General features: G+C 35.8%; 13 protein-coding genes. 2 read left to right on the top strand and 11 right to left on the bottom strand.

Annotation, left to right across the window (positions count from 1 at the left end):
- Positions 1–2: 2 nt before the first annotated feature.
- The 11 genes from radC to G6R40_RS14315 all read right to left on the bottom strand — a co-directional run bounded on the left by radC (position 3) and on the right by G6R40_RS14315 (position 11,675).
- On the bottom strand, positions 3–680 hold the full coding sequence (gene radC, locus G6R40_RS14365) for a RadC family protein (RefSeq protein ID WP_165137075.1): 678 nt from the start codon (positions 678–680) through the stop codon (positions 3–5).
- Positions 681–694: 14 nt separating this feature from the next.
- Positions 695–1,360 (bottom strand): ABC transporter ATP-binding protein, encoded by a 666-nt coding sequence (locus G6R40_RS14360; protein WP_165137072.1) that lies wholly within the window; start codon positions 1,358–1,360, stop codon positions 695–697.
- A 15-nt stretch (positions 1,361–1,375) separates the two neighbouring features.
- Positions 1,376–3,706 carry an ATP-dependent helicase gene (locus tag G6R40_RS14355; RefSeq protein ID WP_165137069.1) on the bottom strand — a complete coding sequence of 777 codons (2,331 nt, stop codon included), beginning with the start codon at positions 3,704–3,706 and terminating at the stop codon, positions 1,376–1,378.
- A gap of 67 nt (positions 3,707–3,773) precedes the next feature.
- Positions 3,774–4,238 (bottom strand): hypothetical protein, encoded by a 465-nt coding sequence (locus G6R40_RS14350; RefSeq protein ID WP_165137066.1) that lies wholly within the window; start codon positions 4,236–4,238, stop codon positions 3,774–3,776.
- Entirely contained in the window at positions 4,235–5,281 is a 1,047-nt protein-coding gene (locus G6R40_RS14345; protein WP_165137063.1) for a hypothetical protein, read from the bottom strand. Before G6R40_RS14345 ends, G6R40_RS14350 begins: the two co-directional genes overlap by 4 nt.
- A 4-nt stretch (positions 5,282–5,285) precedes the next feature.
- Positions 5,286–6,134, bottom strand: a complete 849-nt coding sequence (locus G6R40_RS14340) for a glycosyltransferase (protein WP_165137060.1) — start codon at positions 6,132–6,134, stop codon at positions 5,286–5,288.
- Positions 6,135–6,145: 11 nt separating this feature from the next.
- A complete protein-coding gene (locus tag G6R40_RS14335; protein ID WP_165137057.1) occupies positions 6,146–6,946 on the bottom strand; it encodes a class I SAM-dependent methyltransferase in 801 nt (266 codons plus the stop codon).
- The gene (gene aspA, locus G6R40_RS14330) at positions 6,946–8,349 is read right to left on the bottom strand and encodes an aspartate ammonia-lyase (RefSeq protein WP_165137054.1); all 1,404 of its coding nucleotides are present in this window, start codon (positions 8,347–8,349) and stop codon (positions 6,946–6,948) included. The genes G6R40_RS14335 and aspA overlap by 1 nt, the downstream gene beginning before the upstream one ends.
- Positions 8,350–8,563: 214 nt before the next feature.
- The gene (lysS, locus tag G6R40_RS14325) at positions 8,564–10,258 is read right to left on the bottom strand and encodes a lysine--tRNA ligase (RefSeq protein ID WP_165137051.1); all 1,695 of its coding nucleotides are present in this window, start codon (positions 10,256–10,258) and stop codon (positions 8,564–8,566) included.
- 79 nt (positions 10,259–10,337) lie between these two features.
- Entirely contained in the window at positions 10,338–11,267 is a 930-nt protein-coding gene (rlmF, locus tag G6R40_RS14320; protein WP_165137048.1) for a 23S rRNA (adenine(1618)-N(6))-methyltransferase RlmF, read from the bottom strand.
- 6 nt (positions 11,268–11,273) lie between these two features.
- Positions 11,274–11,675: a c-type cytochrome gene (locus tag G6R40_RS14315; protein ID WP_165137045.1), complete on the bottom strand. Its 402-nt coding sequence runs from the start codon at positions 11,673–11,675 to the stop codon at positions 11,274–11,276.
- Positions 11,676–12,005: 330 nt separating this feature from the next.
- On the opposite strand from G6R40_RS14315, the gene dusB reads away from it, so the two are divergent.
- Positions 12,006–12,995: a tRNA dihydrouridine synthase DusB gene (gene dusB / locus G6R40_RS14310; protein WP_165137042.1), complete on the top strand. Its 990-nt coding sequence runs from the start codon at positions 12,006–12,008 to the stop codon at positions 12,993–12,995.
- Positions 12,996–13,302: 307 nt separating this feature from the next.
- The gene (locus G6R40_RS14305) at positions 13,303–14,211 is read left to right on the top strand and encodes an ABC transporter ATP-binding protein (protein ID WP_165137039.1); all 909 of its coding nucleotides are present in this window, start codon (positions 13,303–13,305) and stop codon (positions 14,209–14,211) included.
- Positions 14,212–14,226: the final 15 nt, after the last annotated feature.

Raw genomic sequence — 14,226 nt, 5'->3', positions numbered from 1 at the left:
GTTTACAACATATTTTCGTCCGCAAAACTAAAATAGCTTTGTTGCGAAACTATCAAATGATCTAATAATTCTATTTTAAGCAATTTACCTGCTTCTTTGATGTCTTTGGTAATGCGAATATCCTCAGCACTTGGTTTTAAACTTCCCGATGGATGGTTGTGTGCCACGATAATTCCTGTGGCAAAATGGTCCAATGCCATGCGAAACAGAATCCTAACATCCACGACGGCTTGGGCAATTCCGCCTTGTGACAAACAGGTTTTATGAACAATTTTATTACTCTGATTAAGAAATAAGACCCAAAATTCCTCATGACGAAGTTCGGACAAAAAAACTTTTAAAACTTTGTAAGCATCTTTGCTAGAACCAATCTGAATTTTCTCGGGAACTTCTTGCAAAGCTTTTCGATTTCCGATTTCCAAAGCCGTCGCAATAGAAATGGCTTTGGCTTCGCCTATCCCTTTGAACTTCATTAAATCCTGAATGCTCAAAAGACTTAGCTGATGCCAATTGTTACTAACAGATTCTAAAATTCGTCGTGCCAATTCTACTGCTGATTCCTCACGGTTGCCACTTCCCATAATAATAGCAAGCAACTCCGAATCCGACAATGCATTTCTACCTTTCAGTAAAAATTTTTCGCGTGGACGGTCATCTTCAGCCAAGAATTTTATACTCACGATTTTAGTTTTAGTTAAACAATCAACCCATCCTTCATCACCAATTTTCTATCGGTACTTTCTGCCAAAATTGTATTGTGCGTTACAATGACAAAAGTTTGTTTGTACTTATCTCTCAAATCAAAAAATAACTGGTGTAAGTCGTCTGCATTTTTGGAATCCAAATTCCCCGTTGGCTCATCTGCATAGATGATTTTCGGCGAATTAATCAATGCTCGCGCCACGGCAACACGCTGCGCTTCTCCACCAGACAGTTGACTTGGCTTGTGGTGCATACGTCCTTCGATATTGAGATCTTCAAAAATTGAAAAAGCTTTTTCCGTAGCTTCTTTCAAATTTGCATTAGCTATTCTTGCAGGAATTAACACATTTTCTAAAGCTGTAAATTCTGGAAGCAATTGGTGAAACTGAAATACAAATCCTATATTTTGATTTCGAAATTTTGATAATTCTCTATCTTTTATATTCAAAAACGAATTGCCATTTAGCTCCAACAATGTTCCAAATTTAGTAGGTGTTGTTGGCGTGTCCAATGTTCCTAAGATCTGAAGAAGTGTAGATTTTCCAGCGCCAGATTCTCCAACAATGGAGACTACTTCGCCTGGTTTGATATGGATATCAACACCACGAAGCACTTCTAGATTTCCATAAGATTTATGAATATTTTTAGCTTTAATCATATTGCAATATAAGAATTAAATCTTCGTTAGTTTTGCGAATTTTAATATTAAATTTTTCTCTCCTTCGTTAGCAAAATGGACTTTGGCTTTGATATTTTGCGGATCTGTCCCGTCCAAAAACATAACTTCTCCAATTCCAAAACGGTCATGTCGTACGCGGTCTCCAACTTCTATATCTTGCGAAGATTGTCCCGAAGGATTTATAATTTTGGCACTGGCCACAGGTTTAAGATTTTTAGGAACCAATTTTTCTTGTGGTGCCGTACTTATTGTTTTTTTTGCTTCTTTCTTTTTGAAGAAAGGTCCATCTACTGGCGGCGCATCATCGAATATGGAAGAATTGAGCCCAGAATGATTGATCGTGCGACGTTCCAAAGCTGGATTAATAAATTCTAAATATTCTGAATCGATTTCGCTAAGAAAACGCGACGGCTCGGCATCTGTAATTTTTCCCCATTGGAAACGCGACACAGCGTAGGTAAAGAAAGCTTGTTTCTCCGCTCTCGTTAAAGCCACGTAAAACAAACGCCGCTCCTCTTCCAATTCTTCGCGAGAAGAACTGCTCATAAAGCTCGGGAAAAGATTTTCTTCTAAACCTACCAAATGCACGACTGGAAATTCCAAACCTTTGGAAAGGTGAATCGTCATCAGCGACACCATATCTTCGTCGTCATTATTCTGTTGTGTATCCGAAGAAAGCGCGATATTTTCTAAGAAATTTGATAAGCTTGGATCTCCATCTTCCAATTGTTGTTGTTCTTCTAAAAATCCTTGCATGGAGTTTAGTAATTCCTGAACGTTTTCCACACGAGAAATACCTTCTGGCGTTTGGTCGTCTTTAAGAAGTTTGATAAGACCGCTTCGTTTGGAAACCTCCATCGCGACATTATAAACGTTATCTTGTTTCAACATCACTTGGAAAGCTTTTATCATCGCCCAAAACTCTCCTAATTTATTAAGAACTCCATTATTTAAACCTAATCTTGGGGAATAAAATCCAATATTATTAAGAACTTCTGCTAATGAAATATTATTTTGATCCGCAAAAACAATTAATTTATTTTGTGTCGTATCACCTATGCCTCTCGCTGGAAAATTTATAATTCTAAGAAGTGCTTCTGCATCATTTTCGTTAACCAAAAGGCGTAGATATGCAATAAAATCTTTAACCTCTTTCCTTTGATAAAACGACAAACCGCCATACACACGGTATGGGATATTTTTCTTTCTCAGCGCATCTTCAAAGGCTCTAGTTTGGGAATTGGTACGATATAGAATTGCGAAATCCTCAAATTTTCTTTGCTCACGATTTCTAATTTCCCAGATATTGGCTGCCACAAAGTTGGCTTCGTCCGCATCCGAAAGACTTCGGTAGATTTTTATTTTTTCGCCTTCTTCATTTTCGCTGAATACATTTTTTTTGAACTGTTGTAAGTTTTTAGAAATAACAACATTAGCCGCGTTTACAATATTTTGTGTCGAACGGTAATTCTGCTCCAAAGATACAGTGTGTGCGTCCGGATAATCTTTTTTAAAATTAAGGATATTATAAATATTGGCGCCACGAAAAGAGTAAATCGATTGGGCATCGTCACCAACAACGCAAATATTTTCAAATTTTGAAGCCAAAGCTTTAACAATCAAATATTGAGAATGGTTGGTATCTTGGTACTCATCCACCAAAATGTATCGAAAACGATCTTGATATTTTGCTAAAACTTCTGGAAAACGCGTCAACAATTCGTTAGTTCTCAATAGCAAATCATCAAAATCCATGGCGCCAGAACGGAAACAAGTGTCTACATATTTTCGGTAGATTTCGCCCATAGCTTTCATGTTCGCTCGTTCGTCAGCTTCGATTAGTTCTGGATTATTAAAATAAGCATTAACTGTTATCAAATTATTTTTGTACTGAGAAATACGTCCTTGCACTTTCTTTGGTTTATAAACATCAGAATCGATGTTCATTTCTTTAAGAACTTTTTTCAGAACATTAAGGCTGTCTTGCGTGTCGTAAATTGTAAAGTTGGAAGGAAAACCCAAATAATGTGCTTCGCTTCTCAACAAACGTGCAAACACCGAGTGAAAAGTTCCCATCCAAAGAGATTTTGCATCGCTTTCACCAACGACTTTTGCGATACGCTCTTTCATTTCGCGTGCCGCTTTGTTGGTAAATGTTAATGCTAAAATATTGAACGGATCGACATTATTAGTTATCAAATGGGCGATACGCATCGTAAGAACTCTTGTTTTACCAGAACCTGCGCCCGCTAAAACCATGAGTGGCCCTTGTAATGTTGTAACTGCCTCGTATTGTGACTCATTCAATCCTTTCAAATAATCCATGTCGTATCCAAATTTCGGACAACAAAATTAGGGATTTTTTTATGGCTTTCCTAAGTCTTGGCGAAAGCTATTTCTTTTTCTTTTCGCTTGGCAATCTATCGCTAAGATATACACCGTCAATGATGTTCTGATCATGATAAATAGACACAATTGCATATTTGTAATTAGAATTCGGATTCTCTGTCAAAATATTAAAAACAAAATAATCTATCGGATCGTAGATTCTTGTATATTTAAAATCGTACACCGTTTTCAAATCAGATATTGTAATTTTGCCAGAACTTCTACTTGTACTTTCACACGTTTTTTTAATATTATCTTCTGTCAATTTTTTTGCAAGCGTTACTGACATTTTATAATCTTTAAACTCAGTATAATCCTGTTTCTCACATTTTGCAAAAAATAAAGCACTAAATTCTTTAGCCAATTCTAAACGTTCTGCATCGATTTTCGAATTGGAAATTTTCTTAAAAACTTGTGCATTTATCGAAACATAAAATAATAAAAGTAAAAAAATATATAGATTTTTCATGGTATTAAATTTAATAATGTTTGTTCTGCTTTTTCTAAAATATGTTCTTTTGAAAACACAGAAAATGCCTCTGAATCTTGTTGTTTAAGTTTTTGAAATTGTATCCAAACATTGTCTTCTTCGTTAACAATAAATTCTAAATTCGAAACATAGGATTTCGGAAAAACCGCAAATTTTCCATACTTAATCGCATCACCGATATTTCCAGTCATTTTGCTAATTCCATAGAATTCTTGAATGCCCAAAAATTCGGTTTCTTTTTGAATTGGACACCACAAAACATCGGCTTTTTGCATCCAGAAATCGAAATCGCTTTGCGAAACTTTTTCCTGGAAATACACAATATTAATGTGACTCGGAATATTATGTTTTAAAACTTCAATTTCATTTTTGATAGTTTTATTCGCTTTTCCGAGCAGAACCAAATTAATTGCAGCCGAATGTTCATTAAGATTTTTTAGGTTTGAAAAAATATGTTGATAATCTCTCCTTTCCTGCGAAGCCGCGCCAGGAACTACAATGCACAATTGATCAGTGTTATTTTTTTCCGTTTTAAACTGATTATAAAAGAGATTTAGAAATTCAAATTTTTCATTTTTAAAATGTTCATCAAGTACCAAAAGTTTATTTTTTTTGTATAAATAGGGTGATGACAACAAGCTTTCCTTCAACAAAAGTTTTATGCGAAACTTCCAATCTTTTTTAAAGACAGATTGTAACAACTGCGTTTTATTCGCTTTAGAAAAATTAAGATTGTGACAAATAATCGCCATGGGAAATTTAGAAGCTATTGCCAAAAAAGTATTGAAATAGCGATGCGCCGTTCCAACAATGACCAGATCATAACTCGCTTTGGCAAGTTGATTATGGATAATACTGGATTCTGAAATTTTGACATTCTCTGATTTGATATCGATAATCTTGTAAACTTTTTCTGACAAAAAAAAATCAACTTCAAAAAGCTTGGAATCTTTAAAAAGTTTATAAAAATTATGTGCAATTTCTGCGTGGGTATCCAACTCGACGTAAGCTATTTTTCGCATGATTTTAGGATTTTAAATACTTCTTAAACATCATTTGCCAACGTAATTTTTGAATATATTGCATTTCGTCACGCGTCAAAATATGTTCAGAATTTTGTCTAAAATAAGCGCGCATCGTAATAAAAAACTCTGAGAAACTTTTGGATTTCATCGCGGATTTTGCCGAAGAAATCATTGCCAAAGGAATATCCAGACCAATATTATAAAAATATTCTCCCAACTTTTCGGCTTTTTGTTTTTTATATTTATAAGCTGTGGGGCGCAAATGTTTGACCCAAAGATCTTTAATCGTCGCAACTTCCCAACCTTCTTTTTGCGCCAACATCACATCGATATTGTCCCATCCCAAAACGGCACGAAGTCCGTCCATATCACGGAAACATTGCTTGCGATAAGCTTTTATCGGACCACGCACATGATCTTTGGATGACAAATTCTCGAATATCCAATCTCCTTTTTCATCCTGAATATAGACCAATCCACTTAACATCCCGAGTTTAGGATTTGCTTCAAAACCTTGGTTAATTCGGAGAAGATAATCGGGTGGAAAAATAATATCGGCGTCGTATTTACAAATCACATCTATATCATAAAGAACTTCGTCTGATAAGCCTTTTTCAAAAGTTCTGACGACTTTTGCGCCAGGTTGATGCGTTGATTTTTCAAGATTTTTTAACGTAAAATTAGAATGGACTTCAACGAAGTTTTCAACTATTTTTTGGGTAGTATCGGTAGAGCCATCATTAACCACAACACAACGAAAATCTTGAAAACTTTGCTGAGCCAAAGACTCCAAACATTGTAAAACACAAGCTTCTTCGTTGTGCGCGGGAATAATGATTAAGAATTTCAAATTCTATTGATTTAAAATGAGTTTTGCTTAATTGAAATCTGAAACAAGTTATCTGGCGTTTTTGGACTTTCGAAAACTTTGGTTTTGAAATCGCCTTTCACAAAAATAGCGCACATCGTATTTTCGACATGGTAGAGATGCTTGTGAAGCTCGGAAGGAACAGCATCCAAAATAGCCTTGAAAACTTCGTAACGAACTTTCTCTGGATTGAAAGCATAGTCGTGCCAAACCACCACAGATTCGTCATGCAACAAATTCTGAAAAACCTTTTCTGTATCGTGTTTTACCATTTCATAAGAATGATCGCCATCGATAAAAACCAGATCAAATTTTTTATTTAAAGCTTTAAAATCAAAAGTTTTGGTATTGGATTCAAGATGTTTGATGCTAGGATTTTTCTTGGACAAAATTCCGTGCAATTCTGCATATCTAGGATTCCATCTGAAATCCAGCATTTCCTGTTTTGATAAATTAAGAGTATAGCAATCATCGATATGTTTTGCAACATTCCAAACGCTTTCGCCACGCCAAGTTCCGATCTCGAAATAAGATTTTTTATTTTGTGATAAAGCTTTTAGCAAGGCGATATCCGTTGGTAAAGAACCACCATCTAAGACAAATAAATCAACCTCCAAATCTAAATTTTGCCCCAACAATTCATGAAAGGACAATTGTGGAAGTGTTTTTAGGTTTGGATATTTTTGACCATGATCTTGTTCTCGCACAAGGTTTTCGTTTAAAACATGATTGAGTAAACTTGGTTCTTTAATAATATTTTGAGAAGCTTTTAATAGCTTTTTCAGTTTCGACATTATATCAGATTATGAGGTTTTAGCATAGCGGCAGGATCAAGAATGGCGTCTAATTTTTCTTGTGTTAAAATCTGATGTTCTAATACCAAATCGTAAACGCTTTTTCCAGTTTCTAAAGCTTCTTTAGCTATTTTAGTTGAGTTTTTGTAACCAATATAAGGGTTAAGCGCTGTTACAATTCCGATGCTATTTTTTACCATATTAAGACAAACTTCTTTATTAGCTGTAATACCAATGATACATTTTTCGCGAAGTGTATCTAAAGCATTGCTCATAAAATTGTTGCTTTCCATAATGGCGTGGCAAAGTACAGGCTCCATCACGTTAAGCTGTAACTGTCCTGCTTCTGCTGCGAAAGTCACTGTCAAATCGTTTCCGATGACTTTATAACAAACTTGGTTAACCACTTCTGGAATTACGGGATTTACCTTTCCTGGCATAATAGACGAACCTGGTTGCATAGGTGGTAAATTTATCTCAAAAAAGCCAGCTCTTGGGCCTGAGGCTAATAAACGTAAATCATTACAAATCTTGGACAATTTAACCGCCAAACGTTTCATGGCAGAAGAATAAATCACGTAAGAACCTGTATCGGGTGTTGCTTCCACCAAGTTAGGCGCCGTTACAATTGGCATTCCTGTAAGCTCCGCTAGGTTAAGCGCACAACGTTTCGCATACATTGGTGGCGCATTAAGTCCTGTGCCAATCGCAGTTGCGCCCATATTAATTTCAACAAAAAGAAGTGCATTGTTATTTAGTTTAGAAATATCTTCTTCAAGATTTGCGGCATAAGCTTCGAACTCTTGTCCTAAAGTCATTGGCACGGCATCCTGCAATTGGGTTCTTCCCATTTTGATAACATCGTGGAACTCGTGACCTTTTGCTCTGAATGCTTCAATGGTTTTGATTAATTTTTTTACCAAAACAGCATTCATGTTATACAATGCAATTTTAATCGCAGTTGGATAGGCATCATTCGTAGATTGTGACAAGTTAATATGATCGTTCGGCGAACAGAACTGATAATCGCCACGCTCTTTCCCCATCATCTCCAAAACACGATTGGCAATAACTTCATTAATGTTCATATTAACAGAAGTTCCTGCGCCACCTTGTATCATATCGATTGGAAATTGATCATCGAATTTTCCAGCTATAATTTCGTCACAAGCTTTTACGATGTGTTGATACAATTCTTCCTCTAACAATCCTAGCTCATAATTGGTTCTAGCTGCGCCTTTTTTCACATAACCTAAAGCTTTGATAAACTCAGGAAATTGTGATAAAGTCTGTCCAGAAATTTTAAAATTCTCAATAGCTCTTTGGGTTTGCACACCATAATAAGCCTTGGCTGGGACTTGTAATTCTCCTAATAAATCACTTTCTATTCTATAGTCTGTCATACGATCAAATTAAAACGGAAAGTTAAGATTTTTTGAAGAAACCGAAAATTTTTAAACACGAGTTTTCATACTTTTTTTCGCTAAGCTATTTTAGATTTTTGAAGTAAAATAAAAGTTGATGTATTTATAATCGTAATTTTGAGAAACATTGTTTCGTGTTATACAAAAAAAAACGAACCGAAGTTCGTTTTTACATTATATTTTGAATGGAATTTTAAGCCAGTTTCATTAATAAAACCTCATCTATTTTTTCCACTTTTACCAGATTATTTTTGGTTAAAGTTTTAGAAGCTTTGTCCCATTTTTTTCCAGAGAATTTGGTTTGCTCTTTCACCTCATTCAAAGGCATTGTTTCACCGGACTTTAAGATTTCCATGATTAATTTTTCATCATCTCCCAATTCTACAGTTGGAACAGCTTTTTCTGGTTTCATTTGAGGGAAGAAAAGAACTTCTTGAATAGAAGGATTGTTGGTTAAAAACATAATTAATCGATCCATTCCGATTCCTAAACCTGAAGTTGGCGGCATACCATATTCCAAAGCTCTTAGGAAGTCTTGATCGATGAACATCGCTTCATCATCACCTTTTTCAGATAATTTCATTTGCTCTTCAAAACGCTCTCTTTGGTCGATTGGATCGTTCAATTCCGAATAGGCGTTGGCGATTTCTTTTCCACAAATCATTAATTCGAAACGCTCTGTAAGACCTTCTTGGCTTCTGTGTTTTTTTGTAAGCGGCGACATTTCTACAGGATAATCTGTAATGAAAGTCGGCTGAATGAAGTTTCCTTCGCATTTTTCACCGAAAATTTCATCAATTAATTTTCCTTTACCCATGGTTTCATTCACTTCAATACCAATAGATTTTGCGAAATTGAACAATTCTTCTTCCGTTTTTCCGGTTATATCAAATCCTGTGAATTTCTGAATCGCTTCCGTCATTGAAACTCTTGCAAAAGGAGCTTTGAAACTTATTTCCTGGTCTCCAAATTTTGCATTTGATGTTCCATTTACCTGAATTGCACAGAATTCCAATAATTTCTCGGTGAAATCCATCATCCAGTTGTAGTCTTTGTAAGCTACATAAATCTCCATTACGGTAAACTCGGGATTATGTGTTCTGTCCATTCCTTCATTTCTGAAGTTTTTAGAAAATTCATAAACGCCGTCAAAACCACCAACAATTAATCTTTTCAGATACAATTCATTGGCAATTCTCATATATAAGGGAATATCCAAAGCGTTATGATGCGTGATAAACGGTCTTGCTGCCGCTCCACCAGGAATTGATTGTAAGATTGGCGTTTCTACCTCGAAATATCCAGCGTCATTGAAGAAAGTTCGCATCGCGTTGAACAATTTTGTTCTTTTTACAAAAATTTCCTTCACATGAGGATTCACAACCAAATCGGCATAACGTTGTCTGTAACGCATTTCTGGATCTGTAAAACCATCGTGCACATTTCCATCAGCATCAACTTTTGGTAACGGAAGCGGACGAAGTGATTTTGCTAACAGTGTAAAATTCTTCACATTCACTGTCATTTCGCCCACTTGAGTTTTAAACAAATAGCCTTCGATACCGATAATATCACCGATGTCTAAAAGTTTTTTGTAAACTTCGTTGTACAAATCTTTATCATCACCAGGACAAATTTCGTCGCGGTTAAAATACACCTGAATACGGCCTGTAGAATCCTGCAATTCTGCAAAAGAAGCTTTCCCTTGGATTCTTCTGGACATTAATCGACCTGCAATCTTCACCTGTTTACCTTCTGCAAAATCCTGTTTTATAGATTCTGTAGTATCAGTAATTGTGTATTCGTTTGCTGGGAATGCATTAATCCCCATTTTGCCAAGTTCTTCTAACTTCTGGCGACGGATAATTTCCTGTTCAGATAATTGCATGATTGTTTATTAAAAATAACGTGCAAAATTAGTGATTTTTAAACAGATGGTCAACCAATTATTTCAGAATTTAGTTAAATTAAACCTGATAATTTTTATGTTCAGCTAACGGTACAAAACTCCAAGCCAGAATTCGACTTATTTTTTGACCTTGTGCCATATCAATAATTTTAACTTCTAAAGCTTTTTTCTCCGAAATTAATTTTAAAAGTTGAGACAAATTATCTTTTTTGGAAACCAAACATGTAAACCACAACACTTGCTTCGAAAATTCTTGACTTTCATGAATCATTTTTGAAACAAATTCGATTTCGCCACCTTCGCACCAAAGCTCGGAATCTTGTCCTCCAAAGTTAAAGTGAGCAGTTTTAATTTTGGCATGTCGGAGATTTTTATTTTTTCTGATATTGCCTTTTACAGCCGCTTCCTGCGAATCGTGGAAAGGTGGATTGCACATCGTAAAGACAATTTTGTCATTGGGTTCAATAATATTTTTAAAAATAAAATCTGAATTGGGTTGATGTTTTAGTTTAATAAAATTTTTTAAATCTGGATTAAACTCTAAAATCTGTTCAGCATTTTTCAAAGATTTTTCACTAATATCCGAACCCAACATCTGCCATCCATAAGAGCGATTTGCGAGCAAAGGATAGACAAGATTAGCACCTACACCAATGTCTAATCCTACAACCGAATTTCCTTTGGGAATGTCACCAAAACTTTCAGCTAAAAGATCGGCAATATAATGGACATAGTCGGCACGCCCAGGAATTGGAGGACAAAGATTAGCCTCTGGAATATTCCAATTTTCTATCCTGTAATAATGTTTCAACAACGCTTTATTAAGCAATTTAACCGCTTTGGGTAAACTAAAATTAATACTTAGGTTGTCATATTTATTTCTAAAAACAAAGTGTTTCAGTTCTGGAATTTCACGAATTAAGACATCGAAATCATAAGAATTACGATGTAGATTACGAGGATGTAGACTGGATTTTTCTTCGGACATTGATGCTTATTTCTTTAAACTAAGAACATAAGCTGCCATCAATTTTGCATTTTCTTGACTCAGTCCACTGTGCGCTGCCATTGGAATATTTCCCCAAACGCCTGAACTTCCTTTAATAATTCTATCAGCCAACAATTCAATATTTTCTGGTGTATTTTCATACTTTGCCGCGACTTCTTCATAAGAAGGCCCAATTAATTTTTCATTGATTTTGTGGCAAGCAAGACAATCCGCACCTTCCACCAAAGATTTTCCTTCTTCTAAAGGTGTTAATTTTTCAACTGGTGCCTGTGGTTCTTCAATCAAAGTTGTGGTTTCTGCTTTTTCTTCTTTTTTGCCGCAAGAAATAGCGAATATGCTTAAAGAAATCAGCACGACTTTTTGGAAATTTGATGGTAATACTTTCATAGAATACTTTTTAACAAATTTAGAAAAACTAAACCAAACAAAAAACCCTTAAAGTCTGAATTAATCAATATAAAAAAGAGACTGCGTAAGGCAGCCTCTGGACATTCGATTAACTGTAGATAAAATTAGGTTATTAGTTTTTATTCCAACTTTAAGTTAATAAATGATATTTGGATTTATGTTTTTAGAGATGCAAAAGTCTTAAAAGTATTTGTTAAATCATATACCCATTTTGGGGTATATTGGAATGTTCTCAAATTTTGTAAAAGCGTCAATAACTATAGTCTAAAGTCATTTACAACAAATTCTAAAAATGCGTATTTTTGCAACATGGTAAAAATTGGCAATATAGAACTTCCTGATTTTCCGCTTTTACTAGCGCCAATGGAAGATGTTTCGGACCCTCCTTTCAGAAGATTATGCAAAATGCATGGTGCAGATCTTATGTATTCTGAATTTATTTCTTCAGAAGGTCTCATTCGAGATGCTATAAAAAGCCGAAAAAAACTAGACATTTTCGATTACGAAAGACCTGTTGGTATCCAAATTTTTGGGGGCGACGGAGAAGCTATGGCAATGTCAGCGCGAATTGTGGAAACCGTAGAACCGGATTTGGTAGACATCAATTTTGGCTGTCCTGTGAAGAAAGTTGTTTGTAAAGGCGCTGGCGCTGGCGTCCTTAAAGACATCGGTCTGATGGTTCGGCTGACGAAAGCGGTTGTAAACTCCACGCATCTTCCAGTGACTGTAAAGACGAGATTGGGTTGGGATACAGAAAGTATTAACATCGACGAGGTTGCAGAACGATTACAAGAAACAGGTATAAAAGCCTTGACCATCCATGCTAGAACACGCGCGCAGATGTACAAAGGCGAAGCGGATTGGCATCACATTTCTAGAATCAAAAACAATCCCAATATCGAAATTCCTATCTTTGGAAACGGTGATATTGACTCTCCAAAAAAAGCCTTAGAATACCGAAACAAATTCGATTGTGATGGCATTATGATAGGTCGTGGCGCGATTGGTTATCCTTGGATTTTCAATGAAATAAAACATTATTTCGAAACGGGAGAAATATTGCCTGAGCCGACAATTACACAACGTCTGGAAGCCGTTAAAAACCATGCCGAATGGTCTGTAGAATGGAAGGGTGAACGTCCTGGCCTTATGGAAATGCGTCAACATTATAGCAATTATTTCCGTGGTATTCCACATTTTAAAGAGTTTAAAACCCAGTTTTTACAAGCAGTTACTTTACAAGAAGTGGAAGTATTAATCGAGGAAACGAAAGCTTTTTACGAGACTAAAGTTTTTTAAGCACTGTACGCTAGGTTAATTGTAAAAGTCGTTAATTGTTAATTGGGGAAAGTGTTATTTTTCAAATGTGAGTTTCAATTAATTCGTCACAAGCTGTAACAATTCACAAAGTTTTATACTAATACTATAAACTTGGAAATTTTTCAATCAAAAAAAAAGGAAAATTTCTAGTTATAAACAATCTCTAGCCACGATGGAAGCGGCATCCTTTGGGATTGGAGTGAGGCGACGGAGCGTAGCGGAGTCGTCCGAGCGACAAACCAAAGATAGAGCGGACAGCGTGATAAAGCTCCTAAAAAAAATAAATATGCTAAAAGCAGAACATATCCGAAAAACTTACAACGCAGGAAAAAAAATCGCACTTCAAGATTTCAGCATCAACGTGCCAACTGCGAGTATCTACGGACTTCTGGGTCCCAATGGTGCAGGAAAAACTTCTTTTATCCGTATCATCAATCAGATCACACAGCCCGACGAAGGCCAGGTCTGGATCAACGATCAATTGTTAAACCCCGAACATATTAAAGCGATTGGCTACATGCCAGAAGAGCGCGGGCTTTATAAAAATATGACGGTTGGTGATCAACTTTTGTATTTTGGAGAACTAAAAGGCATGTCGCGCCAAGATGCATTGGAGCAAGCGAAATATTGGTTTCAACAATTAGAAATCGACCAATGGTGGAAAAAGAAATTAAGCGAATTATCGAAAGGTATGGCGCAAAAAATACAGTTTGTAGTAACGGTTTTGCACCGTCCCAAATTGTTAATTCTGGATGAGCCTTTTTCTGGTTTTGATCCCGTAAATGCCAATTTGATAAAAGACCAAATCCTGAAACTTAAAGAAAACGGCACCACCATAATCCTATCAACGCACCGTATGGAAAGTGTGGAAGAAATGTGCGACTATGTTGCATTAATCAACAATTCTAAAAAAGTATTGGACGGGAAAGTCTTTGATGTGCGCGAGCAGTTTAAAGAAAACATTTTCGCTGTGACACTTTCTGATGTTAACAGCGAACAATTTGAAAACTTCCGCATTCAGCATAATTTAGAAAATTTTAAAGAAGAAAATTCGTTGTTATCTTTTGATTTAAAACAATTGGACAATAGAAATAATCTGCTTCAAGAATTGATGAGCATTGGGAACATTCGCAGTTTTAATGAAAAAATCCCAAGCATGAACGAAGTCTTTATCAATGCCGTGAAGTCCAACTAATTCCCTCATCAAATC

The sequence above is a fragment of the Chryseobacterium sp. POL2 genome, assembly GCF_011058315.1.
Lineage (GTDB): Bacteria > Bacteroidota > Bacteroidia > Flavobacteriales > Weeksellaceae > Soonwooa.
This window is presented reverse-complemented; position numbering and strand designations above follow the sequence as displayed.

Bases quoted from the DNA above. Each gene is read 5' to 3' on its own strand.
- G6R40_RS14350 (WP_165137066.1), bottom strand. From the start codon at position 4,238: ATGAAAAATCTATATATTTTTTTACTTTTATTATTTTATGTTTCGATA.
- G6R40_RS14315 (WP_165137045.1), bottom strand. From the start codon at position 11,675: ATGAAAGTATTACCATCAAATTTCCAAAAAGTCGTGCTGATTTCTTTA.
- G6R40_RS14360 (WP_165137072.1), bottom strand. From the start codon at position 1,360: ATGATTAAAGCTAAAAATATTCATAAATCTTATGGAAATCTAGAAGTG.
- aspA (WP_165137054.1), bottom strand. From the start codon at position 8,349: ATGACAGACTATAGAATAGAAAGTGATTTATTAGGAGAATTACAAGTC.
- G6R40_RS14345 (WP_165137063.1), bottom strand. From the start codon at position 5,281: ATGCGAAAAATAGCTTACGTCGAGTTGGATACCCACGCAGAAATTGCA.
- lysS (WP_165137051.1), bottom strand. From the start codon at position 10,258: ATGCAATTATCTGAACAGGAAATTATCCGTCGCCAGAAGTTAGAAGAA.
- G6R40_RS14355 (WP_165137069.1), bottom strand. From the start codon at position 3,706: ATGGATTATTTGAAAGGATTGAATGAGTCACAATACGAGGCAGTTACA.
- G6R40_RS14335 (WP_165137057.1), bottom strand. From the start codon at position 6,946: ATGTCGAAACTGAAAAAGCTATTAAAAGCTTCTCAAAATATTATTAAA.
- G6R40_RS14305 (WP_165137039.1), top strand. From the start codon at position 13,303: ATGCTAAAAGCAGAACATATCCGAAAAACTTACAACGCAGGAAAAAAA.
- rlmF (WP_165137048.1), bottom strand. From the start codon at position 11,267: ATGTCCGAAGAAAAATCCAGTCTACATCCTCGTAATCTACATCGTAAT.
- dusB (WP_165137042.1), top strand. From the start codon at position 12,006: ATGGTAAAAATTGGCAATATAGAACTTCCTGATTTTCCGCTTTTACTA.